Below are 25,953 nucleotides of genomic sequence, written 5' to 3' on the forward strand. Positions count from 1 at the left end.
CAGGGCGGGTCTTCGTGAAGGAGCAGGGGCAGATGACGGGTGCGGCGGGTGACCGGGAGTTCGACTACGACGTGGTCGTGGTCGGCTCCGGCTTCGGCGGCGCGGTCTCCGCGCTGCGGCTGACCGAGAAGGGCTACCGGGTCGCCGTCCTGGAGGCCGGTCGCCGCTTCGACCGGGACGAACTGCCCAGGAACTCCTGGGACGTCGCCAACTACCTGTGGGCGCCCGGCCTCGGCCTCTACGGCATCCAGCGCATCCACCTGCTGGCCAATGTGCTGATCCTGGCCGGCGCCGGGGTCGGCGGCGGCTCGCTGAACTACGCCAACACCCTCTACGTGCCGCCGAAGGCCTTCTTCGAGGACCGCCAGTGGTGCCACATCACCGACTGGCAGCAGGAGCTGGAGCCGTTCTACGACCAGGCGCGGCGGATGCTCGGCGTCCGGCTCAACCCGACGGTCACCCCGTCCGACGTCCACCTCAAGGCCGCCGCCGAGCGGATGGGCGTCGGGGACACCTTCCACATGGCGCCGGTCGGGGTCTTCTTCGGTGACGGCGAGGACGCCGACGGCACCGCCGCGGCGGCGCCCGGCGAGGAGGTCGCCGACCCGTACTTCGGCGGCGCCGGACCCGCCCGCCGGGCCTGCACCGAGTGCGGCGAGTGCATGACCGGCTGCCGGCACGGCGCCAAGAACATGCTCACCGAGAACTACCTCTACCTCGCCGAGCGCGGCGGCGCCGAGATCCACCCGCTGACCACGGTGGCCCGGATCCGCGAGCGCGGCGAGGGCTACGCGGTGGACGTCCGGCGCACCGACGCCCGCTCCACCACCGACCCGGTCAAGGCCGGGGCGCGGACCATCACCGCCGCCCGGGTGGTGGTCGCGGCCGGCACCTACGGCACCCAGCGGCTGCTGCACCGGATGCGGGCCGCCGGGCACCTGCCGGGGATCTCGGCCCGGCTCGGCGAGCTGACCCGGACCAACTCCGAGGCGCTGGTCGGCGCGCAGACCACCGACCGGCGCTACGGCGCCCGCGCGGACTTCACCAAGGGCGTGGCGATCACCTCCTCGATCCACCCGGACGAGAACACCCACATCGAGCCGGTCCGCTACGGCAAGGGCTCCAACGCGATGGGCGCGCTGTCGATCGCCCAGGTCCGCGGGGGCGGGCGGATCCCGCGCTGGCTGCGCTACCTGGGCACCTCGGTCAAGCACCCGGTGACCTTCGCCCGCTCGATGAACCAGCACCGGTGGTCGGAGAAGACGATCATCGGCCTGGTGATGCAGTCGCTGGACAACTCGATCACCGTCTCGCTCAAGGAGAAGGGCCTCGGCAAGGGCCAGCTGACCTCCCGCCAGGGCCACGGCGCGCCCAACCCGACCTGGATCCCGGCCGCCGAGCGCGGCGCCCGGGCGCTCGCCGACGAGATCAACGGCTTCGCCGGCAGCACCGTCGGCGAGATCTTCGACATCCCGCTGACCGCGCACTTCCTCGGCGGCTGCGCGATCGGCGACTCCCCGGAGACCGGCGTCGTCGACCCGTACCACCGGCTCTACGGCCACCCCGGGATCAGCGTGGTGGACGGCGCGGCGGTCTCCGCCAACCTCGGCGTCAACCCATCGCTGACCATCACCGCGCAGGCCGAGCGGGCCATGTCGATGTGGCCCAACAAGGGCGAGCAGGACACCCGCCCGGCGCCCGGCGAGGCGTACCGCCGGGTCGCCCCGGTAGAGCCCGTCGCCCCGATGGTGCCCGCCGACGCGTTCGGCGCGCTCCGGCTGCCGCTGCTGGCGGTGCCGGAGGTGCCGAAGAAGCGCGGGTAGCGCGGCCGGTCCGGGAGCGCCCTCGGCGGCGGCTCCCGGGCCGTGCCGTGAGCGGTTGACAGCCGTCCGTGCCCGGTGGGAGAAAAGGGCTCCCTGGGGGGACCAGGGGATCGCTGGTTCGAACGGGGGGACGCGGTCCATGGCCATCTGCGCATCCTGCGGCGCGGCTTCGGCGGCGGAGGCGCTCGCCTGCGCCTCCTGCGGGCGGCCGCTGGTGCCGCCACCGGTGCTGCCGCCGCGGCCACTGCCGCCACCACGGCCGTCCGCTCCGCCGGTGCTGCCGCCGCCGGTGCTGCCGCCGTCCGCGCCGTCCGCTCCGCCACCGCCGTTGTCCCCGCCGCCCGGGCCGGCCGCGACCGCCGCCGACCCGTACGACGTCACCCCGCCGGCCGGTGGCTGGGGCGCCGGCAAGCCGTACGACCCGGCCGCCGACCGCTCCGCCGCGTTCGCCTGGCTGACCGGCGCGGACTGGCGCCCGGCCATGCGCGCGCTGGTCGCCCCGACCGCCGTCCTGCTGCTGGCCGCGCTGATCGCCGCGATCCCGGAGCGCTACCCCTACCTCTTCGCCCTGGAGGCGCCCTCCTACGGCACCCGGTTCGGCACCGCGCTGGCGCTGGTGCTGGCCGCCCTCGGCGCGCCGTTCCGGAACTCGTTCAGCAACGGCGGCGGCCCCTTCGACTCGGCGGGCAGCTACGAGACGACGCTCCGGGCGGTGCCGATGACGGTCACCGCGCTCTGGCTGCTCGCGCTCTGGCGCGGCCTGCGGGTCGGGGCGCGCCGCCGGCAGGACCGCACCGGCGAGCAGCAGACCCGCAAGCAGGCGGCCGCCGAGGCCGCCCGCACCGCCGTGGTCGCGGCCGCCGTCACCCTGCTGCTCGGCCTGGTCGCCGGCGCGGACTGGCACGCGGGGCCCGGCGGCGGCCTCGACCTCGACGACGGGCCCGCGACCGGGGCGTTCCGCCGGGCCGCGTACGGGTCCGCGGCCGGCTGGCCGGAGGCGGTCGGCTGGACGGCGCTGCTCGCCGGGCTGCTCGCCTTCGCCGTGTACGGCACGGACGCGCTGCGCTGGGCGGCCTGGCGCAACCGCGCGGTGCGCGGCTGGGCGGTGGCCGGGCTGGCGGCGGGCCGGGCGCTGGCGCTGTCGATCGGCGTGGCGGCGGTGGCCGGATTCGTGGTGGTCGCGGTCCACGACGAGGGCGACCTGACCGCGGTCGCGCTGGCCTTCCTGCCCAACATCGGCCTGGCGCTGCTCGGACTGGGCTCCGGGGCGACCCTCCGGTCGAGCAGCGGGACCTCGCCCGGGGTGGGCGGCCCGTACGGCATCTCCCGCGACGTCGACGAGTTCTCGTTCTTCGACCTGCACGGCCAGAGCGCCGACTGGCGCTGGGCCGGGCTGCTCGCGCTGACCGCCGCCGCGGTGCTCGGCTGGACGGCGTACCGGCGGCGGCTGGACGCCGCGGACCGGCTCCGGCTGGCGGCGGTGTACGCGGCCGGGCTCACCCTGCTGATGACCGTCGCCGGGGCGCTGACGTCCTCGGACGCGGCCCTGTCCTACCTCAGCAGCACCCGGCACAGCCTGTCCGAGGAGGCGGTCTCGCTGGCGCCGTGGAGCGCGCTGGTCGCCAACGCGGTCTGGGCGGCGGTCGGCGCGCTGGCGCTCCCGCCGCTGCTGGCGGCCCGCGACCGCCGGCCGGGGACGCTGCCCGAGCCGCCCCCGGACCCGGACCGGGCCCCGGACCGGGCCCCGGACGGGGGCTGGTCGGAGGCCGGGGTGAACGAGGTCAGCCAGGTCGGCGAGGTCGGCGAGGTGGGCCCGGTCGCCGACGTGGTCGGCTCCGGTGAGGCGCGGCGCACGGACGCCGCCGACCCGGTCGACCCGAGCGTCTGGAGCCGTCGCGAGTAGGGCGCGAGGACCGGGACAGGGCAAAGGGCCCCGCGGGGGAACGGGGCCCTTTGTCGTTCAGCACGCGGCGTCAGGGCTGCGCCGGTGCTGGGGTGACGGCACCGGGGGAGGAGTGCCGTCGGGTCGGTTGGCTGTCTGACCTTCGCTCACGGAGCGTGAGGTGATAACCGTTGCCACCAAGCTCTCGACGGCATCGGGGAGGCCCTCCGCGGGCGGCCCGTCGGCCACCGGGAGAACTGCTTCCACTCAGCATCGTGCTGGACGGAGGGCTTGCTCTGCAACCGATTCGGCGTGATTCGGTACAGGGCGTTTCCGGCCGGGGCGGTGGCCGCCAGGGGCCCGGGACCGCCCCGGCGGGTGCCGCGCGGGCAGCCGGGAGGCGGCGTCGATGATCACGGTGTGTAGTGAAAACGGGCCGGAGCGCACGGGGACGCGCGTAGCGGCGCGGGACGGTGGACAAAGTGCGCCGGGATCGCGCCGGGTGTGGCGGCCGGCCCCGGGCGTCCCCGGCGGCCGACCGCCCCACCTCCTTGGTCCAGTCGCGGCCGGGGTCGCTGTCCCCTGCTGGCCGGCCGCAGCACCCGCGCACGGTCCCACGGCGCGTCGCTCCCGGCCGGGCCGGGTTCCGCGACGGCGCCACGCGCGCCGGTGGACTGGTGATGAGCTCCACGCGTGGTCCTGCAGTGCCGTACGGCGGTGCCCCTGGCCGGGGCGGAGCGACACGCCTGGCGGGCGCGGCGCGGTCGTACGGTCCGCCCGGAGCAACGAACCGGCCACCGGCGCGGTCACGGCCGGCGGGGCGGGCAGACGAGTGAAACCGGCCAGCCCGGTAGACTCGATGGCAGACCCCCGCCTGTCGCCCGCAGCGAACCCTCCGTTGGACGCGCCGCGTGCGGCACCTTTCGTACCGCTGCCGGAAGGCCGTCTGTGTCCTCTGCTACTCCCGTCCAGTCCGTACCTGAGACCGACACCGTCCTGGTGGTCGACTTCGGTGCCCAGTACGCCCAGCTCATCGCCCGCCGGGTGCGTGAGGCCCGGGTCTACAGCGAGATCGTGCCGAGCAGCATGCCGGTCGCCGAGATGCTCGCCAAGAACCCGAAGGCGATCATCCTGTCCGGTGGTCCCTCGTCGGTGTACGAGCAGGGCGCGCCGCAGCTCGACCGCGCGATCTTCGAGGCCGGCGTGCCGGTCTTCGGCATGTGCTACGGCTTCCAGCTGATGGCCAAGACGCTGGGCGGCACCGTCGACAACAGCGGCGCCCGTGAGTACGGCCGGACCCCGCTGACCGTCTCCCGCACCGGCTCGACCCTGTTCGAGGGCGTCCCGGCGCAGCACTCGGTGTGGATGTCGCACGGCGACGCCTGCTCCGCCGCGCCCGAGGGCTTCACCGTCACCGCCTCCACCGACGTGGTGCCGGTCGCGGCCTTCGAGAACGACGAGGCCCGCCTCTACGGCGTCCAGTACCACCCCGAGGTCCTGCACTCCGACCACGGCCAGCAGATCCTGGAGCACTTCCTCTACCGCGGCGCCGGCATCGCCCCGACCTGGACCACCGGCAACGTGGTCGAGGAGCAGGTCGCGCTGATCCGCGCCCAGGTCGGCGACAAGCGCGCCATCTGCGGCCTCTCCGGCGGCGTCGACTCGGCGGTCGCGGCCGCCCTGGTCAACAAGGCCATCGGCGAGAAGCTCACCTGCGTGTACGTCGACCACGGTCTGATGCGCAAGGGCGAGACCGAGCAGGTCGAGAAGGACTTCGTCGCCGCCACCGGCGTGCAGCTGAAGGTCGTCGACGCCAAGGAGCGCTTCCTCACCGCGCTGAAGGGCGTCAGCGACCCGGAGGAGAAGCGCAAGATCATCGGCCGGGAGTTCATCCGGGTCTTCGAGCAGGCGCAGGCGGAGATCGTCGCCGAGGCCGGCGAGCACGGCGAGTCGGTCGACTTCCTGGTCCAGGGCACCCTGTACCCGGACGTGGTGGAGTCCGGCGGCGGCACCGGCACCGCCAACATCAAGTCCCACCACAACGTCGGCGGCCTGCCCGAGGACCTGCAGTTCGCGCTGGTCGAGCCGCTGCGCAAGCTGTTCAAGGACGAGGTCCGGATGGTCGGCCAGGAGCTCGGCCTGCCGGAGGAGATCGTCCAGCGCCAGCCGTTCCCGGGCCCGGGCCTGGGCATCCGGATCGTCGGCGAGGTCACCGAGGAGCGGCTGGACCTGCTCCGCGAGGCGGACGCGATCGCCCGCGAGGAGCTGACCCTGGCCGGCCTGGACCGCGAGATCTGGCAGTGCCCGGTGGTCCTGCTCGCGGACGTCCGCAGCGTCGGCGTCCAGGGCGACGGCCGCACCTACGGTCACCCGATCGTGCTGCGTCCGGTCTCCTCCGAGGACGCGATGACCGCCGACTGGTCGCGCCTGCCGTACGAGGTGCTGGCGAAGATCTCGACCCGGATCACCAACGAGGTCCGCGACGTCAACCGCGTGGTGCTGGACTGCACCAGCAAGCCGCCGGGCACCATCGAGTGGGAGTAAGACCTCCCGCCCGCCGGTCCTGAACCGGTTCTGAACGGCCGCGCCGTCGCCCCCGTACCACGGGGACGACGGCACGACTGTTATTCGCCCGCTCGCCTCCGGGCGCTCCGACCCGATGCCGACGGTCGGCGCTCCGGCGCTCCTTCGTCGCTTGTCACTTCTCCCTTTCGGCACCGGCGCGCCCTTTGGCTCGGGGCGGATCCCTGTGCGCCGGGTGGGCCCTCCCACCGAAAGCGCGCACAAGCGGGCAGAATGCGTCCGGACCTGTCAGGCGGTGGCGGGCCGGTGAGGGAAGGTGTGGGGAATGACGGAGGTCAGCAGCTCCGTGGCGGCCGGTCCGGGCGCGGCCGCGACCATCGACGACGGCACGGCCGGACCGGCGCCGGGAGCCCCGGCCGGCAGACCCGGCCGGCTCACCGCGTGGAAGGCGGCCGGCGCCCGGCTCGCCCTGCTCCCGCTGCGGCTCTTCCTCGGCGTCACCTTCTGCTACGCCGCGCTCGACAAGCTCTCCGACGCCCACTACCTGGCCGGCGGCACCGACCCGGCCTCCTTCGTCTCGCAGACCCGGGCGGTCGAAGGCGGCGGCAGCCCGGTCGCCTCCCTGCTCGGCCCGGCCCTGCACCACCCCACCCCGTTCGCGCTGCTGATCGCCTTCGGCGAGCTGGCGGTCGGCCTCGGCGTGCTGCTCGGCCTCTGGGGCCGGCTCGCGGCCGCCGGCGGGGCGGCGCTCAGCCTCAGCCTCTGGCTCACCGTCAGCTGGAACGTCTCCCCGTACTACCTCGGCAACGACCTCGCCTACCTGCTGGCCTGGACCCCGCTGGTGCTGGCCGGCACCCCGTACCTCTCGGTGGACGGCTACCTCGCCCGCCGGGCCGGCCGGGACCGCGGGCGCGGCCTGAGCGAGGACCACGTCCGGCGCCGGGCCCTGATGGACGGCGGCATCGCGGCCGTCGCGATGGGCGGCGCCGGGCTGCTCACCGGTTCGCTGACCGCCACCTTCGGGCGGGAGAAGCCGTCCGCGAAGCCGAAGCAGGCCGCCGCCCCCGCGCCCGCCGCGGCGGCCGTCACGGTGGACGCCGCGACCGTCCCGCTCGGCGGTTCGGCCCAGGTCAAGGACCCGGCCAGCGGTGACGCGGTCTACCTGGTGCAGCCGAAGGCGGGCCAGTACTGCGCGTTCTCCTCGGTCTGCACGCACTCCGGCTGCGCGGTCGACGCGCCGAAGAACGGCCAGCTGTACTGCCCCTGCCACGGCTCCCGGTTCGACGCGGCGACCGGCGCGGTGCTCAACGGCCCGGCGACCAAGCCGCTGCCGAAGTACCGGGTCACCAAGGAGGGCGACAAGCTGCACCTCGGGCCGCTGGAGAGCTGAGCGCCCCCCGGCGCTACTCCTGCTCGGCGTCCGGCCGGGAGCGGCGGACCGCCGCCGCCACCGCCCCGGCCAGGCCGCCCAGGCCCAGCACGATGAAGGTGACCGGGATGACGATCCGGCCGTTCACCGAGACGTCGTTCACCGCCGCCACCAGGTAGAGCACCGCGATCACGGTGAACAGCCCTCCCGCGATCAGCGAGAACAGGTCGAGCTGGTGCTTCCTCACTTCTGGACCACCTTGACGTCGCCGAGCCCGACCTTCAGCGAGAGGTCGAGCGTGCCCTTGGATGCCTGCCCGTTCGTCGGGAGCACCCGGTAGTCGAACTTCCCCGGTCCGTCGTCGTAGCCGTCGCGGCCCGGCACCCGGATCTCGGCCAGGCCGACCTCGGTCCGCAGTTCGACGGTGACGCCCGCCGGCACCCACACCGTCAGGTCGCCGGCGCCGAGCTCGACCGTGGTGGCCAGCGTCCCGCCGGCCGGGTCGAGCGCGCTGAGGTCCAGGTTCAGCTCGCCGAAGCCCAGGCTGTACGTGGGCTGGAGTTCGGCGGCGCTGGGGACCGTCCAGGAGCGTTCGCCGGCCAGGTTCTGCGCGGAGATCGAGGACGGGCCGACCGCGGTCAGCGCCACGGTGAGCAGCAGGCCCGGCACCACCAGCCGGCGGGCCCGGCCGAACTTGGCGCCGACCAGCAGGGTCAGTCCGATCACCAGCAGCGCGGTGGCCAGCACGGCGCCGGTCCGGACGGTCGAGCCGCCGCCGGCCGAGGCCGACCAGAGGGCGCTGGCCGCGCCCACCGCCAGCAGCAGGCCGATCAGGCCGAGCGGGGAGCGCTCGCGCCGGTGCACCACGACGCGCGGGCGCGGCGGGGCCGGCGGGGCCGGGGGGCCGTCCTTGCGCAGCGGGTCGCCCTGCGGGAGGTCGGGCCGCTGCCACCACGGCTGGGCCGCGGTGCCGTAGGCCGGGGTCGCGCCCGGGGGCGGTGGCGGCGGTGGCGGGGTGGCGGCGCCGTACGGGTTGCGCTCGGGGTGGCGCGGGTCCCACAGGTAGCCGGTCGGGCCGGCGTGCGGGGTGTCGGCGGGGACGGTGCCGGCGGCGCGCTCCCGGGCGTGCCGGGCACGGGCTGCGGCGGCGTGCGCGTTGGCCCGGACCGAGTCCGCCCACTCCCGGACGGTCGGGTGGCCGGCCGGGTCTCCGGTGGGGTCGCCGGCGGCCGGGTCGGCCTCCGGGAACCAGCGGTCGTACGGGCCGCCGTGGCCATGCCCGTGGCCATGCCCGTGGCCGTGCCGGTGCCGGCGGCGGCCGCGGATCCGGCCGCGCCGGCGCTCCGGGTCGTACCGGACGGCCAGGAAGACCAGCCCGGCGAGCAGCAGCAACGGGAACATCTGGTCGCCGTCGCCCATCTGGGAGAAGAAGACGCCGGTGCCGATCACGGTCAGCAGCACCGCGCCGATCGACTGGCCGTCCACCCGGCCGGTCAGCACCCGCTGCAGCTCGGTGCGCCCGGAGCGGCCGCCGGCGCCGTCCGGGCCGGCCTCGGTCGGCACGATCAGCCAGGCGAGGCCGTACAGGAAGAGGCCGAGGCCGCCGGAGAGGCAGAGCACGACCGTGACGACGCGGAACACCACCGGGTCGATGTCCAGGTGCCGGCCGAGGCCGCCGCAGACGCCGGCCACCACGCGGTGGTGCTCGGCCCGGGTCAGCGGGGGCCGGTCCGGCGCGGGCGGGGCGCTCGGCCCGGCCTCATGGGACTCCTCGGTGCGGTGGTCTCGGGTCATGGCACCATCCTGGTGGGTGTCGCTCCCCGGCCCAACCGGTGCTGCCCCTGTCCGGACCCTGACTTGTCCCTGAGAAGGGTCAGGGATGCACCCTGATGCGGGTGGACGCGCCCGCGTGGAACCATCGGTGCCGTGGCTGCACCCGGTTCCGACTCCCGTCCCCTCGCCCCCGAGCCCGCGCCGCCCGGGGGCGTCGACCCGTCCGCGCCCGACGGTGAGCGGCCGCCGTACCGCCGGCTGTACCGCAGCCCGCAGGGACGGATGCTCGGCGGGGTCGCGCACGGGCTCGCGGTGCACCTCGGACTGCCCGTCAGCTGGGTGCGGATCGCCTTCGTGCTGCTGTTCTTCGCGCAGGGCATCGGCGCGCTGCTGTACGCGGCGTTCTGGTTCGTGGTGCCGATCGGCATCGGCGAGCCGGCCCGGCGCGGCGGGGCGCACTGGGTGTACGTGAACGGCGCGTTCGTCCCGGTCGGCTCCTGGCAGGGCGGTTCGGGGGAGCTGAGCAAGGGCGGCGCCCGGCGCGGCGGCTGGATCGGCCGGCTGCGCGAGGTGCTGCAGCACGCCCTCCGGGGCGAGCCCGCCGGGGCGGCGGCCGGAGCGGCCGACGGGGCCGCGGCCGACGCCGGTCCGGGCGGGCCGCGGCAGGGCGGGCTGGGGCAGCTGGCCGCCCTGGTGACGCTGGTGATCGGCGTGATCGCGCTGCTCAACGCGCTGAACGTGCAGACCGCCAAGCCGTACACCTGGCCGCTGCTGGCGATCGGCGTCGGCGTGGCGCTGGTCTGGCGGCAGGCCGACGACTCCCGCTGGCAGCGCTGGTTCGGCCTGGAGGAGGGCGAGAAGCGGCGCGGCGCGTACACCCGGGTCGGCGCGGGCGTGCTGCTGGTGGTGGCGGGCACCATCGCCTTCCTCGCCACCCAGGGCAGCGGCTCCACCATCGCCTCGGTGATCGAGGCCTCGCTCGCGGTGCTGGCCGGCGTGCTGGTGCTGGTCGGCCCGTACGCGCTGCGGATGTGGCAGGACCTCGGGGCCGAGCGCACCGCCCGCATCCGGGCCCAGGAACGGGCCGAGATCGCCGCGCACGTGCACGACTCGGTGCTGCACACGCTGACCCTGATCCAGCGTCGGGCCGAGGACCCGAAGGAGGTGCTGCGGCTCGCCCGCGCCCAGGAGCGCGAACTGCGGCTCTGGCTCTACCGTCCGGAGGCGGTGGCCGAGGCGGCGCCGGACACCATGGCGGAGAGCCTGCGCGCGGTGGTCGCCGAGGTCGAGGACCGGCACGGCGTCCCGGTCGAGGTGGTCATCGTCGGCGACTGCCCGATGGACGAGCGGATCGCGGCCCAGATGCAGGCCGCGAGGGAGGCGACCGTCAACGCGGCCAAGTACGGTGGCGGGGGACCGGTCCAGGTCTACGCCGAGGTCGAGGGGAGGACCGTGATGGTGTTCGTCCGCGACCACGGACCGGGCTTCGACCCGGACACGGTGCCGGAGGACCGGATGGGCGTACGGGAGTCGATCCTCGGCCGGATGAAGCGCAACGGCGGCACCGCACGGGTGCGGCCCGCGCCGGACGGCGGCACCGAGGTCGAGCTGGAGATGGAGAGAACGAATGACTGAGGCAGCGCCGGACCGCACCGCTCGGGTCGTGCTGGTCGACGACCACCGGATGTTCCGGACCGGGGTCCGGGCCGAGATCGGGCGCACCGAGACGACCGGCATCGACGTGGTGGGGGAGGCCGACGACGTGGAGTCGGCGGTCCGGGTGGTCGCCGAGACGCGCCCCGACGTGGTGCTGCTCGACGTCCACCTGCCCGGCGGCGGCGGGGTCGAGGTGCTGCGCCGCTCGGCCGGGCTGATGGGCGAGCAGGGGGGCGTGAAGTTCCTGGCGCTGTCCGTGTCGGACGCGGCGGAGGACGTGATCGGCGTGATCCGCGGCGGCGCGCGCGGCTACGTCACCAAGACGATCACCGGGACCGACCTGGTCGACGCGATCTTCCGGATCGGCGACGGCGACGCCGTCTTCTCGCCCCGGCTGGCCGGCTTCGTGCTGGACGCCTTCGCCGCCACCGACACCCCGCCGGTGGACGAGGACCTCGACCGGCTGACCCAGCGCGAGCGCGAGGTGCTGCGGCTGATCGCCCGCGGCTACGCGTACAAGGAGATCGCCAAGCAGCTGTTCATCTCGGTGAAGACGGTGGAGAGCCACGTCTCGGCGGTGCTGCGCAAGCTCCAGCTCAGCAACCGGCACGAGCTGACCCGGTGGGCCACCGCGCGCCGGCTGGTCTGAGCCCGTCCGCTGTCGAGGCCCGTCCGCTGTCGAGGCCCGTCCGGTCCGTCGGGACCGGGCGGGCTTGTCGGTGGGTGGCCATAGACTCGGAGTGCCATGAATAGCCTCTTTGACGACCTCCCGCTCCCCGGTTTCGAGGCCCCCGCCGCCGGGTCGAAGCAGCCCGCGCCGCCCCTCGACGAGGAGCCGCCGCCGTACGAGGACGAAGCCCCGTACGACGCCTACGAGGAGGCGATCCCGGAGGGGCTGTTCCACACCGACCATGCCGCCGAGGCCGAGCGCGACTCCTGGTACCGCAACGGCGCCGCCCGTCCGGTGATCGACCCGGCCGCGCTGCTGGAGGGCATGAACGACCCGCAGCGCGAGGCCGTCGTGCACGCCGGCTCGCCGCTGCTGATCGTGGCCGGCGCCGGCTCCGGCAAGACCCGGGTGCTCACCCACCGGATCGCCCACCTGCTGGGCGCCCGCGGGGTGCAGCCGGGCGAGATCCTGGCGATCACCTTCACCAACAAGGCGGCCGGCGAGATGCGCGAGCGCGTCGAGCAGCTGGTCGGCCCGCGCGCCCGGGCGATGTGGGTCTCCACCTTCCACAGCGCCTGCGTGCGGATCCTGCGCCGCGAGTCCAAGCTGCTCGGCTTCACCTCGTCGTTCTCGATCTACGACGCGGCCGACTCGCAGCGGCTGATGGCGCTGGTCTGCCGGGACCTCGACCTCGACCCGAAGCAGTTCCCGCCGAAGTCCTTCACCGCGAAGATCAGCAACCTCAAGAACGAGCTGATCGACGAGGAGACCTACGCCGACCAGGCCGCCAACCCGATGGAGAAGAAGCTCGCCGAGGCGTACTTCCTCTACCAGCGGCGGCTGCGCGAGGCCAACGCCCTCGACTTCGACGACATCATCATGACGACGGTGAACCTGCTCCAGGCCTTCCCCGACGTCGCGGAGCACTACCGGCGGCGGTTCCGGCACATCCTGGTCGACGAGTACCAGGACACCAACCACGCCCAGTACATGCTGGTCCGCGAGCTGAGCGGCGGCGCGGCGGCCGACGCCCCCAAGCGCACCGCCGACGGCGACTACGTGAACCCGGCGGCCGGCCGGCTCGCCGAGGTGCCGCCCGCCGAGCTGTGCGTGGTCGGTGACGCGGACCAGTCGATCTACGCCTTCCGCGGCGCGACGATCCGCAACATCCTCCAGTTCGAGGAGGACTACCCGAACGCCACCACGATCCTGCTGGAGCAGAACTACCGCTCCACCCAGACCATCCTGAGCGCGGCCAACGCCGTCATCGAGCGCAACGCCAACCGGCGCGAGAAGAAGCTCTGGACGGCCGGCGAGGACGGCGAGAAGGTCGTCGGCTACGTCGCGGACGACGAGCACGGCGAGGCCCAGTTCATCGCCGACGAGATCGACCGGCTCACCGACGCGGGCGCCGCCAAGCCCGGCGACGTGGCGATCTTCTACCGGACCAACGCCCAGTCCCGCGTCTTCGAGGAGGTGTTCATCCGGGTCGGCCTGCCGTACAAGGTGGTCGGCGGGGTGCGCTTCTACGAGCGCAAGGAGGTCAAGGACGTCCTCGCCTACCTGCGGGTGCTGTCCAACCCGGAGGACACCGTGCCGCTGCGCCGGATCCTCAACGTGCCCAAGCGCGGCATCGGCGACCGCGCCGAGGCGATGATCGACGCGCTGGCCGCGCGCGAGCGGATCTCCTTCGCCCAGGCGCTGGTGCGGGTCGACGAGGCGTACGGGCTGGCCGCGCGCTCGGCGAACGCGGTGCGCAAGTTCAACGCGCTGCTGGCCGGGCTGCGCCAGGTGGTCGAGTCCGGCGCCGGTCCGGCGGCCGTGCTGGAGGCGGTGCTGGAGGAGACCGGCTACCTGGCCGAGCTGCAGGCCTCCACCGACCCGCAGGACGAGACCCGGGTGGAGAACCTCCAGGAGCTGGCCTCGGTCGCCCTGGAGTACGAGCAGGACCCGGGCGAGCGTCCGGACGCCGGGGAGGACGGCGCGCCGCCGGTCGGCTCGCTGGCCGACTTCCTGGAGCGGGTCGCGCTGGTCGCCGACTCCGACCAGATCCCGGACGAGGACGAGGACGGCCGGGGCGTCATCACGATGATGACCCTGCACACGGCCAAGGGCCTGGAGTTCCCGGTGGTCTTCCTGACCGGCATGGAGGACGGCATCTTCCCGCACATGCGGGCGCTCAACCAGGTCAAGGAGCTGGAGGAGGAGCGGCGGCTCGCCTACGTCGGCCTGACCAGGGCGCGGCAGCGGCTCTACCTGACCAGGTCGGTGCTGCGCAGCGCCTGGGGGCAGCCGTCGTACAACCCGGCCTCGCGGTTCCTGGAGGAGATCCCGGAGCCGCTGGTGGAGTGGAAGCGCACGGGCGGGGTGGCGGCGCCGGCCTCGCGCGGCTTCTCCTCCGGGGCATCGGGGTCCTCGGGCTCGTCCTGGGGCGGCTCCTCGCGCGGCTCGCGCGGCGGTTCCTCGCGCGGTTCGGCCTCGACGGCGTCCTCGCCGAAGGCGGGCTGGGGGCAGTCGGCGCGGCGCCCGGGCGGCGCGGCGGTCGAGCGCGAGGCGGTGGCGCTGGCGGTCGGCGACCGAGTCACCCACGACACCTTCGGGCTGGGCACCGTGGTGGCCACCACCGGGGTCGGCGACAAGGCGCAGGCCACCGTGGACTTCGGCACGGAGGGGCGCAAGCAGCTGCTGCTGCGCTACGCGCCGGTGGAGAAGTTGTAGGCCTGCGGAACGGCGGCGGCTACCGCGGGTCGACGCCCTGGGCGAGGAACCAGGGCAGCGGGTCGACGGGGGCGCCGCCGTCCGCCGGGCGGATCTCGAAGTGCAGGTGCGGGCCGGTGCTGTTGCCGCTGCTGCCGACGAAGGCGATCACGTCGCCGGCCTTCACCGTGCCCTTGCGGATCTTGTACGAGCGCAGGTGGCAGTACCAGGCCTCGGTGCCGTCGGCCATCTTGAGTATCGACATGTAGCCGTACGACGGGTTCCACTGCGTGCGGATGGTGCCGTCGGTGACGGCCATGACCTCGGTGCCGCCGTCCACCGGGAAGTCGATGCCGGTGTGCCGCTTGGCCCAGTGGGTGCCGGCCGCGCCGAACACCTCGCCGAGGCCGTGCTGGGACACCGGCAGCGAGACCGCGGGGCGGGCCGCGGGCGGCGGGGCCTGGTCGGTGCCGGTCGCCGGGGCGGCGCCGTCGGCCGCGGGCTGGGCGCCGGAGAGCGGCTGGCGGGCGTCGCCGCGGGAGGCCTGGGCGGCGTTGCCGGTGGCGAGCGCCTGCTGGGCGGCGGCCTTCGCGGCCTGCTCCGACGGGTAGGTCGCGTTGTCGCCGGAGGCGGCGGCGGTGGCCTGCTCGGGAAGCCGGCCGGCGGCCTGGGCGCGCTGCTGGTCGGCCTCGCCCTGGACGGTGACGGCGGCCGCGGCGGCGACCCCGAGGGCGGCGACCGAGGGCAGCGCGACCCGCAGCAGGGCCGTCCGGGTGGCGGCCTTGGCGGCGTCGCGGCGCTGTGCGCGGGACTGCTCGCGGGCGGCGACGCGCAGTTCCGCACGGGTCGGGCGAGCGGCTGCTTCGGGAGCCATCGCGGGCTGCCTCCTCGGTGGGCCTCGGGCGCGTCGTCGGGCGAGGGGTAAACGACCGAGACTGTAGCCGGAAGCCGGACATCCGGACAAAAGTCCGTATGTCAAGGGGCTGGGGGCGTGCGGTTGCGGGGTAGGAGAGTGCCGGGTGGGTGGGCGCCTGTGATTTTCCCCTCGTCTTGAGGGGCGGCAACGCCAACCGCGGCGGGTGACGCTACCCTCCCCATCAGATTGGTTATTGCTCGTTAACCTCGCCCGTGCCCACAAGGTCCGGTGGGGAATGGACGACGAGGTCCGGGAGGCAGTGATGGGTGTGTCAGGACCGATCCGCGTGGTGGTCGCCAAGCCGGGGCTGGACGGCCACGACCGCGGCGCCAAGGTCATCGCGCGCGCCCTGCGCGACGCCGGCATGGAGGTCATCTACACCGGCCTGCACCAGACGCCGGAACAGGTGGTCGACACCGCGATCCAGGAGGACGCGGACGGCATCGGCCTGTCGATCCTGTCCGGGGCGCACATGACGCTCTGCGCGCGGGTGATCGAGCTGCTGAACGAGCGCGACGCGGCGGACATCAAGGTGTTCTGCGGCGGGATCATCCCGGACGAGGACATCGTCGAGCTGAAGGCGATGGGCGTCGCCGACATCTTCACCCCGGGCACGCCGACCAGCGACGTGGTCGCCTGGGTCGCGGCCAACCTGCGGGCCGCGGGCTGACGTCACGCCCTCGGGGCCGGTACCGGACACGCGTCCGGCACCGGCCCCTTCGCGTGCCCGGGGCCTTGGCGTGTCCGGGCCCCCTGTGCGTCCGGGCTCAGGCCAGTTCGGCGAGCATCGCCTCCCGGAAGCGCAGGGTGCCTGCCAGCCGGGCGAAGGTCTCGCCCCAGGCCGTGGCGGGCGCGGCCTCGGCGGCCAGCTCCTCCACGGCGGTGGCCGCCTCCGGGGAGAGCGCCCGCTCGGTCATGCCGAGCACCCCGCTGTGGCTCCACGGGTAGGCGCCGGAGGCGGCGGCCCGGGCCAGCGCGGTGACCACGGCGGTGGAGAGCGGCGGCGTCCACGGGGTGGCGCAGGCGCCGAGCAGCTGGAAGGCGTCGCCCAGGCCGTGCGCCTCGATGAACGCGGCCGTCCAGGCGGCCCGTTCGGCGGGCGGCAGTACCGCGAGCAGTTTGGCGGGGGCGCCGGTGGGGCGGGCCGTCCGCCCCGGGCCGGGGACCGGCGGCGGGCCGAGCAGGGCGCGCGCCCAGTCGGCGTCCTGCTGCCGGACGGCGGCCCGGGCCCAGGCCTCGCGCAGGTCGTCGGCCCACGTGCTGCTGGTCTCGTCGATGGCGTCGCCGACCCGCAGGGCGAGCAGCCGTTCGGGCGTCAGACCGGTGTGCCCGGACCAGAGGGCGAGCGGGGCGGCGGCGATCAGCTCGCCGAACCACCAGGCCCGTTCGCCGCGCCCGGTCGGGGACTTGGGCGGGATGCCGTCGCGCTGCATGGCCGCGTCGCACGCGGTGGGCGGGGTGACCAGCAGGTGGGTGCCGTGCTCGGAGAGGCGGACGGCGGTGCGGGCGCGCTCGGCCATCCGGGCGGCCAGGGCGGAGCCGGGCAGGGCGGAGAGCAGTTCGGCGGCGGTGGCCCGGACGTTCTTGCTGCGGTCGCCGAGCGCGGCCTCCAGGAACGGTTCGTCGGCGGGGGAGAGGCCCTCCTGGAGGGCGTCCAGGAACAGCAGCCGGTCCTCGGCGCGCTCGGTCGGCCAGGTGCCGCGCAGCAGCGCGAGGCCGGCCGCCGGGTCGCGGCGGCGCAGCAGGGTGAGGTGGGTGACCCGTTCGGCGAACAGGCCCTCGTGCCAGAGCCGGTCGTCGCCGGCCGAGGCGGCGTCCGGACCCGGTGCGGGTGCGGACGCGGGCTCGGGGGTGGGCCGCGGGGCGGGCGCGGGCTGCGGGGCGGCACGCTGGACGAACCGCCAGTCCGGGTTGCGCTCGGCGAGCCAGCGGCCGAGCGGCCCGGCCAGCGCCACCGCGTCCGGACGCAGTTCGCTGCGCGCCCGGGCGGCGTCCAGCAGCGCCGGGACGGTGGCGGCGGGCGGCCGGTAGCCGCGGTCGCGGGCGGTGGCCAGCCACTGCGGGAGCAGCTCGCCCAGGTTGGCGAGGACGGCGCTGCCGCCGCCCCGGGAGGAGAGCAGCAGGGAGAGCCGGCGGGCGGCCGCGGCGGGCAGTTCGGGGCGCGGGTCCTCGGCGGCCGGTGCGGCGGGCGGCCCGCCAGCCGGGACGGGCAGCGCGCCGGCCCGGCGGCGGACCGTCGCCAGGGCGGCGAGTTCGAGCAGCGCGGTGGCCGGGTCGGTGCGGTCCACGGCGGCGTCGTACGGGACGGCCGGGTCGGGCGCCGGGAGCGGACGGCGGTCGGTGCCGAGCAGCGCGGTGGTGTGCAGGGACTCCCAGGGGTCGGGCACGGGGCCTCCTCCTCCGTTCGGGGACAGGTCAGGGCGTGGTGAGGCCGATCGGGCGGCCGTCCGCGCCCCAGGCGGTGACCGGGGCGAAGCCTTGGTGGCCGTGCTCGCCGAAGACGGTGAGCGGGCGGCCGGTGGAGACGGCGGCGAGCCGCCAGAGCGCGGCCTCGGGGACGGCGGCGCGGCGCACCGGGACGGTGTGCCGGCCGTCGGTGAGCTGCCAGCCCTCGGGGGCGAGGACCGGGACGACGTCGGTGAGCACGGTCGGCCAGGCGTCCAGCCACGGGTCGTCGGCCAGCGCGGTGCCGTAGCCGGCGACCGCCTCGGCGACGCCCAGACCGGGCGGCGGGCCGTCCGGCCCGGCCTCGGGGGCGCCGTAGCGGGTGCCGAGGACGGCCCGCAGCGGGCGGGCGCCGGGGTGGAAGGCCAGCTCGGCCTCGACCACCTGGCCGGTGGGCAGGGCGAGTTCGGGGGCCTGGCCGGGGCGGCCGAAGGCGAGCAGCAGGGCGGGCCGGCCGGTCTTGGCGCCGCGCAGCCAGAGCCGGCGGGTGGTCAGCCGGTCGTCGGCCGTGTCCCGGCTGCCGAGCACCTGCCAGCGGTCCCGGACCGTCGGGCCGGCCAGCAGCTCGGCGGTGTCGGTGGTGTAGCCGACCCGGGCCCGGACGGTCGCGGCGAGCGGCGCGGGCAGCTCGTCGACCCGGGTCGCGGCGGTGGCGAGCAGGTGGAGCAGCGCGTACTCCTCCAGCAGCCCGTGCTGCGGCAGCGCGTCGAGCTCGCGGACCCGGGTGGCCAGGCCGGGGGCCTGGGCGTCGACCATGCGCGCCGCGACCTCCTCCCAGGGGCCGGCGGTGGACTGGTCGGCGAGGCCGTGCCGGACCCGGTCGGCCAGCCGCAGCCGCAGCTCGGCGGCGCCGGCCGCGACCCGGGCGGAGCGCTTCTCGGCCCGGCGCCGGGCGGCGGCCGGATCGACCGGGGCCTCGGCCTTCACGGCCCGCTGCTCGGACCGCTCCTGGCGGCCCTTCAGCCACTCGGCGGCCCACTCGGCGGGCTCGGCGGCCTCGGGCACGGCGTCGGGGGAGCCGCTCCAGAGCAGGAGGAGCCCGAGCGCGTGCTTGCACGGGAACTTCCGGCTCGGGCAGCTGCACTGGTAGGCGGGCGTGGCGAGCTCGACGACCGTGCGGTACGGCGTGCTGCCGCTGCCCTTGCAGGCGCCCCAGACCGCGCCGCCGTCGGTGCCGGTGTCCGACCAGGGCGCGGGCGTGGAGAGCTTGCCCGCGGCCTTGCGCGAGGCGGCGTCGGGCGCCAGGGACAGGACGTGTTCGGTGCTCCAGCGTTCCTCCATGCCCACGACCGTAGGCGGGGGGACTGACAGTCGGACGGACCGAACTGAGGTCCGGTCAGGATTGTCAGTGGTCCGGTGCAGGGTGGTTGTCGCAGGCCGGGACGCCGACCTGGCTCCCCTTTCCCGTCACCCCGCCGCCGGGGCACCCGTGCGCCCGGCGGCCGACCCGAAGGAGCCCCGATGACCGACCTCACGACCGACCCCACCACGGACGCCGCGACGGACGCCGCGGCGGACGTCCTGCGGCAGCACGCCGAGGACGCGTTCGCCGCCGAACTGGCCGCGCTGGCCGCCCAGGACGAGCGCCCGCGCCCGGAGCGCTGGCGGCTGTCCCCGTGGGCCGTTGCCACCTACCTGCTGGGCGGCGAGCTGCCCGACGGCACCGTGATCACCCCCAAGTACATCGGCCCGCGCCGGGTGGTGGAGGTCGCGGTCACCACGCTGGCCACCGACCGGGCGCTGCTGCTGCTCGGCGTGCCGGGCACCGCGAAGACCTGGGTGTCCGAGCACCTCGCCGCGGCGATCAGCGGCGACTCCACGCTGCTGGTGCAGGGCACCGCCGGCACCCCGGAGGAGGCCGTCCGGTACGGCTGGAACTACGCGCAGCTGCTCACCAACGGGCCGAGCCGGGAGGCGCTGGTCCCCTCGCCGCTGATGCGGGCGATGGCGGACGGCCGGATCGCCCGGGTCGAGGAGCTGACCCGCATCCCGGCGGACGTCCAGGACAGTCTGATCACCATCCTGTCCGAGAAGACCCTGCCCATCCCGGAGCTGGGCACCGAGACCCAGGCCGTCCGCGGCTTCAACCTCATCGCCACCGCCAACGACCGCGACCGGGGCGTGAACGAGCTGTCCAGCGCCCTGCGCCGGCGCTTCAACACCGTCGTGCTCCCGCTGCCCGGCTCACTGGAGGAGGAGGTCGAGATCGTCACCCGCCGGGTCGAACAGCTCGGCCGCTCCCTGCGGCTGCCCGAACTGCCGGGCGGCGCCGAGGAGATCAGGCGCGTGGTGACCGTCTTCCGGGAGCTGCGGGCCGGCGTCACCGCCGACGGCCGGACCAAGGTGAAGACCCCCAGCGGCACCCTCTCCACCGCCGAGGCGATCTCGGTGGTCACCAACGGCCTCGCGCTCGCCGCGCACTTCGGCGACGGCGTGCTCCGGGCCGGCGACGTCGCGGCCGGCGTGATCGGCGCGGTGGTCCGCGACCCGGCCGCCGACCAGGTGGTCTGGCGCGAGTACGTCGAGGGCGTGGTCCGCGAGCGCGACGGCTGGAAGGACTTCTACCGCGCCGCCCGTGAGAACGCCCGCTGAACCCGCACGACACACCACGACACACCGGAGGGAGGACGCGATGAGCGCAGCGACGAGCACGGGGACGAGCGGGGGGACGAGCGTGGGGGCGGGCGTGGCGACGAGCGCGGAGGTGACGCTGCTGGGCGTACGGCACCACGGTCCGGGCTCGGCCCGCGCGGTGGCCGCCGCCCTGGAGCGGCTGCGACCGGACGCGGTGCTGGTCGAGGGCCCGCCGGAGGCCGACCCGATCCTCGGGCTGGCCGCCGGGAAGGACATGGTGCCGCCGGTCGCCCTGCTGGCCCACGCGGCCGACGACCCGGCCCGGGCCGCGTTCTGGCCGTACGCCGAGTTCTCGCCCGAGTGGGTGGCGATCCGCTACGCCGGCGAACTCGGCGTCCCGCTCCGCTTCATCGACCTGCCGGCCGGCTACGCCTTCGCGGACGCCACGGACGCCACGGACACTGCGGAGGGGCTCGACGAGGAGGACGCGGACGCCGAGCTGCCGCGCGACCCGATCGCCCGGCTCGCCGCGGCGGCCGGCCACGACGACCCGGAACGCTGGTGGGAGGACGTCGTCGAGCACCGCCGCCCGGTGGGCGGCGAGGACCCGCTCGCGCCCTTCGCGGCCGTCGCCGAGGCGATGACCGCGCTGCGCGAGGACGGCGGCGCGAGCCTGCACGACGAACGGCGCGAGGTCTACATGCGCCAGCAGATCCGCGCCGCCCGCCGGGCCGGCCACCGGCGGATCGCCGTCGTCTGCGGGGCCTTCCACGTCCCCGCGCTGGCCGCCACGACCACCGTCGCCCACGACCGGGCGTTGCTCGCCGGCCTGCCGAAGAAGGTGCGGACCGAGATCACCTGGGTGCCCTGGACGCACCGCCGGCTCGCCCAGCTCAGCGGCTACGGCGCCGGGATCGTCTCCCCGGGCTGGTACCACCACCTGTACCGGACCGAGGGCGACCCGCTGCCCGGCTGGCTCACCCGGGCCGCCGAACTGCTCCGCGCCGAGGACCACCCGGTCTCCTCCGCGCACGTCATCGAGGCCGTCCGGCTGGCCCGCACCCTCGCCGTGCTGCGCGGCCGCCCGCTCGCCGGGCTCACCGAGACGCTGGACGCCGTCCGCTCGGTGCTGTGCGACGGCTCGGACGTCCCGCTCGCCCTGGTCCGGGACCGGCTGGTGATCGGCGACGCGCTCGGCGAGGTGCCCGAGGGCGCGCCCGCCGTCCCGCTCCAGCGCGACCTCGCCCGGCTGCAGCGCACCCTGCGGCTCAAGCCCGACCCCGCGCCGCGCGACCTCGACCTCGACCTGCGCAAGGACACCGACGCGGCCCGTTCCCGGCTGCTGCACCGGCTGCGCCTGCTCGGCGTCGACTGGGGCGTGCCGGCCCGCTCCGCCGTCACCTCCACCGGGACCTTCCGGGAGAGCTGGCGGCTCTGCTGGCAGCCCGAGTTCGCGGTCCGGATCGCCGAGGCCGCCCAGTGGGGCACCACGGTCGAACGGGCCGCCGTCGGCAAGGCGGTCGGCACGGCGCACGCGGCGGTCGAACTCGCCGAGCTCACCGGTCTGGTGGAGACCTGCCTGGTGGCCGGGCTGGGCGAGGCGCTGCCCGCGGTGATGCGGGTGCTCGCCGACCGCGCCGCCCTGGACACCGACGTCGCCCACCTGGCCGGCGCGCTGCCCGCACTGGTCCGCGCGCTGCGCTACGGCGACGTCCGGGGCACCGACCACGGCGCGCTCGACGAGGTCGCCGGCGGACTCGCCGACCGGATCTGCGTCGGCCTGCCGCCCGCCTGCACCGGCCTGGACCCGGCCGGCGCCGCCCTGATGCGCGCCCACCTCGACGAGGTCCACGGCGCGATCGGCCTCCTGGCCCCGGCGGGCGGGCCCGGCTCGGTCGACGGGTCCGACTCTGTCGACGGGTCCGGCTCGCCTGGTGGATCGGGCATCGCCGGCGGACCCGGCTCGGCCGGCGGACTCGGCCTGGCCGACGGACCTGGCACGGCTGCCGGCTCCGACCAGGTCGGCGGGCCCGGCTCGCATGGTGGATCCGGCTCGGTCGCCGGACCTGGCGCGGCCGGTGGATCCGACCTGGTTGCCGTACCCGGCTCAGTTGGTGAATCCGACTCTGCCGACGGATCCGGCACGGCCGGTGGACCTGGCAACGCCACCGCCCCTGACCCGGCCACCGCCCCTGACCCGGCCGCCGTCCCCGACCCGGCCCCGGCCACCGCCCTCGACCCGGCCGGTGGGCTCGCGGAGCGGTGGGCGGGCACGCTGCGGGCGCTCGCCCGGCGGGAGCCGGCCGGTGGGCCGGCCACCGGTGTCCCCGGACTGCTGCGCGGGCGCGCCGTCCGGCTGCTGCTGGACGACGGCCGGCTCGACTCGGCGGAGGCCGGCCGCCGGCTCGGCCTGGTCCTGTCCGCCGCCAACAGCCCGGCGGACGCGGCCGGCTGGATCGAGGGCTTCCTGACCGGCGGCGGTGCCCTGCTGCTGCACGACCCCCGGCTGCTGGGCCTGCTCGACGACTGGCTGACCGCCGTCCCGGCGGAGGTCTTCACCGATGTGCTGCCGCTGCTCCGGCGGACCTTCGCCACCCTGGAGGCCGGGGTGCGCGGCACCGTCGGCAGCCGGGTCGCGGCCGGTCCGCTAGGCGGGCGGGACGAACCGGCCGACCAAGACGCCGAGTTGGACGCCGCCCGGGCCGCCGCCGCACTGCCGGTGGTCGCCCTGCTGCTCGGGCTGCCGGACCGACCGGACCGGCCCGAGCCCGCCGGGGACCGGCCGCGGATCCCCCGGCAGGCCGACGGCCGCGACACCTGATCCCCCTTCCCGCTGACACCGACCGCACCCAGAGGAGCCCCGATGGCCGTCACCACCGAGCCCGTCTCCCTCGCCGCCGACGAGCGGCTGCGCCGCTGGCGCCTGGTCCTCGGCGGCGAGGCGGACGGCACCGGCCGCACCCTCCACAGCCGGGACGCCGCGATCGACGGCGCGCTCGCCGCCCTCTACCGGGGCGCCGCCGGCGAGGGCCGGTCCGGGCAGCCGCGCTCCGGGCGCCGCGCGGCCGGCCTGGGCGGCTCGGCCCCGCAGGTGGCCCGCTGGCTGGGCGACATCCGGGAGTACTTCCCGGCCACCGTCGTCCAGCTGATGCAGCAGGACGCCATCACCCGGCTCGGGCTGGAGCAACTGCTGCTCGAACCGGAGATGCTGGAGGCCGTCGAACCGGACGTCCACCTGGTCGGCACCCTGCTCTCGCTCAAGCACGCCCTGCCCGAGACCACCCGGGAGACCGCCCGCGCGGTGGTCGGCAAGGTGGTCGCCGAGCTGGAGCGCCGGCTCGCCGACCGCACCCGGGCCACCCTGGGCGGCGCGCTCGACCGCAGCGCCCGGGTCAACCGTCCGCGCCACCGCGACATCGACTGGGACCGCACCATCCGCGCCAACCTGAAGAACTACCTGCCCGATCACGGCACCGTCGTCCCCGAGCGGCTGGTCGGCTACGCCCGGGCGCAGCGCGCGGTGAAGAAGGACGTCATCCTCTGCATCGACCAGTCCGGCTCGATGGCCCCGTCCGTGGTGCACTCGGCGGTGTTCGGCGCCGTGCTGGCCTCGATGAAGAGCCTGGACACCCGGCTGGTCGTCTTCGACACCTCGGTGGTGGACCTCACCGAGCAGCTGACCGACCCGGTCGACGTGCTGTTCGCGACCCAGCTCGGCGGCGGCACCGACATCAACCGGGCGCTCGCCTACTGCCAGTCCCGGATCACCCGACCGGCCGAGACGATCGTGGTGCTGATCAGCGACCTCTACGAGGGCGGCATCCGGGACGAGATGCTCAAGCGGGTCGCCGCGATGAAGGCGGCCGGCGTCCAGTTCATCGCCCTGCTGGCGCTCTCCGACGAGGGGGCGCCCGCCTACGACCACGCGCACGCCGCCGCGCTGGCCGCGCTCGGTGCCCCGGCCTTCGCCTGCACCCCCGACGTCTTCCCGGAGATCATGGCGGCGGCGATCGAGAAGCGCCCGATCCCGGTCCCGGACCAGGGGGTGTGAGGCGAGGCGGAACGCGGGAACGGCGCTCGCGGAACGCGGAGTGTGAACAAAGGTGTCAAAGCGGCGCACGCCGGGCTCACTCGGAAGGCGGAACCCGGGGCGCGGGCGAACGGACCCGCCGGTCAGGGCGCCCGGCGCACGCCCGTAGGCTTTCTGTGACGGTTCTCACCAAAGACGGGCCGGTCCCGGGCGAAACACGCCCGTCCGGCGGGGATAACCTGCCAGACGGACGTGACGCGCGTGTGAATTGACGTGTGCGCCCGTGGCTGTGTGGGCCGCAAGGCCGTACCTCTGCGTACCCGCACCGCCCCGACGACCCGCAGCGAAGATCCTGCCGTGGCACGCTCGTAGAGACACAATCCGCGACCACGAACAAGGACAAACACGTGGACCTGTTCGAGTACCAGGCGAGGGACCTCTTCGCCAAGCACGGTGTTCCCGTGCTTGACGGTGATGTCATCGAGACCGCCGCAGACGCTGCCGCCATCGCGGAGCGCTTCGGCGGCCGCGCCGTCGTCAAGGCTCAGGTGAAGGTGGGTGGCCGAGGCAAGGCCGGTGGCGTGAAGCTCGCCGCCGACCCGGCCGACGCCGTCGCCAAGGCCGGGCAGATCCTCGGCATGGACATCAAGGGCCACACGGTCCACAAGGTGATGCTGGCCCAGACCGCGGACATCAAGGACGAGTACTACGTCTCGTTCCTGCTGGACCGCACCAACCGCACCTTCCTGGCCATGGCCAGCGTCGAGGGCGGCGTGGAGATCGAGGTCGTCGCCGAGCAGAACCCCGAGGCGCTCGCCAAGATCCCGGTCGACGCCAACGAGGGCTGCACCCCGGAGAAGGCCGCCGAGATCGTCGCCGCGGCGAAGTTCCCGGCCGAGGTCGCCGACCAGGTCGCCGAGGTCCTGCAGAAGCTGTGGACCGTCTTCATCAAGGAGGACGCCCTCCTCGTCGAGGTCAACCCGCTGATCAAGTCCGGCGACGGCAAGATCATCGCGCTCGACGGCAAGGTCTCCCTGGACGAGAACGCCGAGTTCCGCCAGCCGGAGCACGAGGCGCTCGAGGACAAGGCCGCCGCGAACCCGCTGGAGGCCGCGGCCAAGGCCAAGGGCCTCAACTACGTCAAGCTCGACGGCGAGGTCGGCATCATCGGCAACGGCGCGGGTCTCGTCATGAGCACCCTCGACGTGGTCGCGTACGCCGGTGAGCAGCACGGCAACGTGAAGCCCGCCAACTTCCTCGACATCGGTGGCGGCGCCTCCGCCGAGGTCATGGCCAACGGCCTGGAGATCATCCTCGGCGACCCCGACGTCAAGTCGGTCTTCGTCAACGTCTTCGGCGGCATCACCGCGTGCGACGCGGTCGCCAACGGCATCGTCCAGGCCCTGGCCCTGCTCGAGTCGAAGGGCGAGGCCGTCACCAAGCCGCTCGTCGTCCGCCTCGACGGCAACAACGCGGAGCTGGGTCGCAAGATCCTGGACGACGCGAACCACCCGCTGGTCCAGCGCGTGGACACCATGGACGGTGCGGCCGACCGCGCCGCCGAGCTGGCCAACAAGTAAGGAAGGGGACTTTCA

17 protein-coding genes are annotated in these 25,953 nt (G+C 75.1%); 12 read left to right on the forward strand and 5 right to left on the reverse strand.

The window, feature by feature from the left end; all coding sequences use genetic code 11:
• Positions 1-32: 32 nt before the first annotated feature.
• The 4 genes from AB0N76_RS05900 (at position 33) to AB0N76_RS05915 (ending at position 7,618) form a co-directional block, all read left to right on the forward strand.
• Positions 33-1,823: a GMC family oxidoreductase gene (locus tag AB0N76_RS05900; protein WP_363553545.1), complete on the forward strand. Its 1,791-nt coding sequence runs from the start codon at positions 33-35 to the stop codon at positions 1,821-1,823.
• Positions 1,824-1,962: 139 nt separating this feature from the next.
• The gene (locus tag AB0N76_RS05905; protein ID WP_363553547.1) at positions 1,963-3,726 is read left to right on the forward strand and encodes a hypothetical protein; all 1,764 of its coding nucleotides are present in this window, start codon (positions 1,963-1,965) and stop codon (positions 3,724-3,726) included.
• A 927-nt stretch (positions 3,727-4,653) separates the two neighbouring features.
• Positions 4,654-6,249 carry a glutamine-hydrolyzing GMP synthase gene (gene guaA, locus AB0N76_RS05910; protein ID WP_363553549.1) on the forward strand — a complete coding sequence of 532 codons (1,596 nt, stop codon included), beginning with the start codon at positions 4,654-4,656 and terminating at the stop codon, positions 6,247-6,249.
• 304 nt (positions 6,250-6,553) lie between these two features.
• The gene (locus tag AB0N76_RS05915) at positions 6,554-7,618 is read left to right on the forward strand and encodes a Rieske (2Fe-2S) protein (RefSeq protein WP_363553551.1); all 1,065 of its coding nucleotides are present in this window, start codon (positions 6,554-6,556) and stop codon (positions 7,616-7,618) included.
• Between the two features lie 13 nt (positions 7,619-7,631).
• Here the strand turns inward: AB0N76_RS05915 and AB0N76_RS05920 are convergent, their stop codons facing one another.
• Together AB0N76_RS05920 and AB0N76_RS05925 are read right to left on the reverse strand one after the other, a co-directional pair.
• A complete protein-coding gene (locus AB0N76_RS05920; protein WP_363553553.1) occupies positions 7,632-7,844 on the reverse strand; it encodes a hypothetical protein in 213 nt (70 codons plus the stop codon).
• Positions 7,841-9,391, reverse strand: coding sequence for a PspC domain-containing protein (locus AB0N76_RS05925; protein ID WP_363553555.1), 1,551 nt, complete (start codon positions 9,389-9,391; stop codon positions 7,841-7,843). Before AB0N76_RS05925 ends, AB0N76_RS05920 begins: the two co-directional genes overlap by 4 nt.
• Positions 9,392-9,628: 237 nt before the next feature.
• Between AB0N76_RS05925 and AB0N76_RS05930 the strand changes: the two genes are divergently transcribed.
• The 3 genes from AB0N76_RS05930 (at position 9,629) to pcrA (ending at position 14,414) form a co-directional block, all read left to right on the forward strand.
• On the forward strand, positions 9,629-11,005 hold the full coding sequence (locus AB0N76_RS05930; RefSeq protein ID WP_363553601.1) for a PspC domain-containing protein: 1,377 nt from the start codon (positions 9,629-9,631) through the stop codon (positions 11,003-11,005).
• Complete coding sequence (locus AB0N76_RS05935; protein ID WP_363553557.1) at positions 10,998-11,675, forward strand: response regulator transcription factor; 678 nt, start codon at positions 10,998-11,000, stop codon at positions 11,673-11,675. Before AB0N76_RS05930 ends, AB0N76_RS05935 begins: the two co-directional genes overlap by 8 nt.
• Positions 11,676-11,771: 96 nt before the next feature.
• On the forward strand, positions 11,772-14,414 hold the full coding sequence (gene pcrA, locus AB0N76_RS05940) for a DNA helicase PcrA (RefSeq protein WP_363553559.1): 2,643 nt from the start codon (positions 11,772-11,774) through the stop codon (positions 14,412-14,414).
• A 19-nt stretch (positions 14,415-14,433) separates the two neighbouring features.
• Here the strand turns inward: pcrA and AB0N76_RS05945 are convergent, their stop codons facing one another.
• Entirely contained in the window at positions 14,434-15,267 is an 834-nt protein-coding gene (locus AB0N76_RS05945) for a M23 family metallopeptidase (RefSeq protein ID WP_363553561.1), read from the reverse strand.
• A gap of 304 nt (positions 15,268-15,571) precedes the next feature.
• Between AB0N76_RS05945 and AB0N76_RS05950 the strand changes: the two genes are divergently transcribed.
• On the forward strand, positions 15,572-15,979 hold the full coding sequence (locus AB0N76_RS05950) for a cobalamin B12-binding domain-containing protein (RefSeq protein ID WP_363553563.1): 408 nt from the start codon (positions 15,572-15,574) through the stop codon (positions 15,977-15,979).
• A gap of 97 nt (positions 15,980-16,076) precedes the next feature.
• On the opposite strand, the gene AB0N76_RS05955 is transcribed toward AB0N76_RS05950, so the two are convergent.
• The gene (locus AB0N76_RS05955; RefSeq protein WP_363553565.1) at positions 16,077-17,696 is read right to left on the reverse strand and encodes a DUF5691 domain-containing protein; all 1,620 of its coding nucleotides are present in this window, start codon (positions 17,694-17,696) and stop codon (positions 16,077-16,079) included.
• A 28-nt stretch (positions 17,697-17,724) separates the two neighbouring features.
• Positions 17,725-19,035, reverse strand: coding sequence for an SWIM zinc finger family protein (locus AB0N76_RS05960; RefSeq protein ID WP_363553567.1), 1,311 nt, complete (start codon positions 19,033-19,035; stop codon positions 17,725-17,727).
• Between the two features lie 180 nt (positions 19,036-19,215).
• Here AB0N76_RS05960 and AB0N76_RS05965 point away from each other — a divergent pair, with 180 nt between their 5' ends.
• The 4 genes from AB0N76_RS05965 to sucC all read left to right on the forward strand — a co-directional run bounded on the left by AB0N76_RS05965 (position 19,216) and on the right by sucC (position 25,938).
• Positions 19,216-20,346, forward strand: a complete 1,131-nt coding sequence (locus AB0N76_RS05965) for an AAA family ATPase (RefSeq protein ID WP_363553569.1) — start codon at positions 19,216-19,218, stop codon at positions 20,344-20,346.
• Between the two features lie 40 nt (positions 20,347-20,386).
• Positions 20,387-23,149, forward strand: a complete 2,763-nt coding sequence (locus AB0N76_RS05970) for a DUF5682 family protein (RefSeq protein ID WP_363553571.1) — start codon at positions 20,387-20,389, stop codon at positions 23,147-23,149.
• 42 nt (positions 23,150-23,191) lie between these two features.
• The gene (locus AB0N76_RS05975; RefSeq protein WP_363553573.1) at positions 23,192-24,379 is read left to right on the forward strand and encodes a VWA domain-containing protein; all 1,188 of its coding nucleotides are present in this window, start codon (positions 23,192-23,194) and stop codon (positions 24,377-24,379) included.
• A 386-nt stretch (positions 24,380-24,765) separates the two neighbouring features.
• A complete protein-coding gene (gene sucC / locus AB0N76_RS05980; RefSeq protein WP_363553575.1) occupies positions 24,766-25,938 on the forward strand; it encodes an ADP-forming succinate--CoA ligase subunit beta in 1,173 nt (390 codons plus the stop codon).
• Positions 25,939-25,953 lie beyond the last annotated feature (15 nt).

Origin of the sequence: Kitasatospora sp. NPDC093806, from assembly GCF_040683335.1 — a bacterium.
Lineage (GTDB): Bacteria > Actinomycetota > Actinomycetes > Streptomycetales > Streptomycetaceae > Kitasatospora.

What these genes read in the sequence shown, in the direction of transcription:
- AB0N76_RS05970 (WP_363553571.1), top strand. Translation starts at nt 20,387, where the DNA reads ATGAGCGCAGCGACGAGCACGGGGACGAGCGGGGGGACGAGCGTGGGG.
- AB0N76_RS05935 (WP_363553557.1), top strand. Translation starts at nt 10,998, where the DNA reads ATGACTGAGGCAGCGCCGGACCGCACCGCTCGGGTCGTGCTGGTCGAC.
- AB0N76_RS05925 (WP_363553555.1), bottom strand. Translation starts at nt 9,391, where the DNA reads ATGACCCGAGACCACCGCACCGAGGAGTCCCATGAGGCCGGGCCGAGC.
- AB0N76_RS05960 (WP_363553567.1), bottom strand. Translation starts at nt 19,035, where the DNA reads ATGGAGGAACGCTGGAGCACCGAACACGTCCTGTCCCTGGCGCCCGAC.
- AB0N76_RS05905 (WP_363553547.1), top strand. Translation starts at nt 1,963, where the DNA reads ATGGCCATCTGCGCATCCTGCGGCGCGGCTTCGGCGGCGGAGGCGCTC.
- AB0N76_RS05975 (WP_363553573.1), top strand. Translation starts at nt 23,192, where the DNA reads ATGGCCGTCACCACCGAGCCCGTCTCCCTCGCCGCCGACGAGCGGCTG.
- AB0N76_RS05915 (WP_363553551.1), top strand. Translation starts at nt 6,554, where the DNA reads ATGACGGAGGTCAGCAGCTCCGTGGCGGCCGGTCCGGGCGCGGCCGCG.
- AB0N76_RS05950 (WP_363553563.1), top strand. Translation starts at nt 15,572, where the DNA reads ATGGGTGTGTCAGGACCGATCCGCGTGGTGGTCGCCAAGCCGGGGCTG.
- AB0N76_RS05965 (WP_363553569.1), top strand. Translation starts at nt 19,216, where the DNA reads ATGACCGACCTCACGACCGACCCCACCACGGACGCCGCGACGGACGCC.
- AB0N76_RS05945 (WP_363553561.1), bottom strand. Translation starts at nt 15,267, where the DNA reads ATGGCTCCCGAAGCAGCCGCTCGCCCGACCCGTGCGGAACTGCGCGTC.
- pcrA (WP_363553559.1), top strand. Translation starts at nt 11,772, where the DNA reads ATGAATAGCCTCTTTGACGACCTCCCGCTCCCCGGTTTCGAGGCCCCC.
- AB0N76_RS05900 (WP_363553545.1), top strand. Translation starts at nt 33, where the DNA reads ATGACGGGTGCGGCGGGTGACCGGGAGTTCGACTACGACGTGGTCGTG.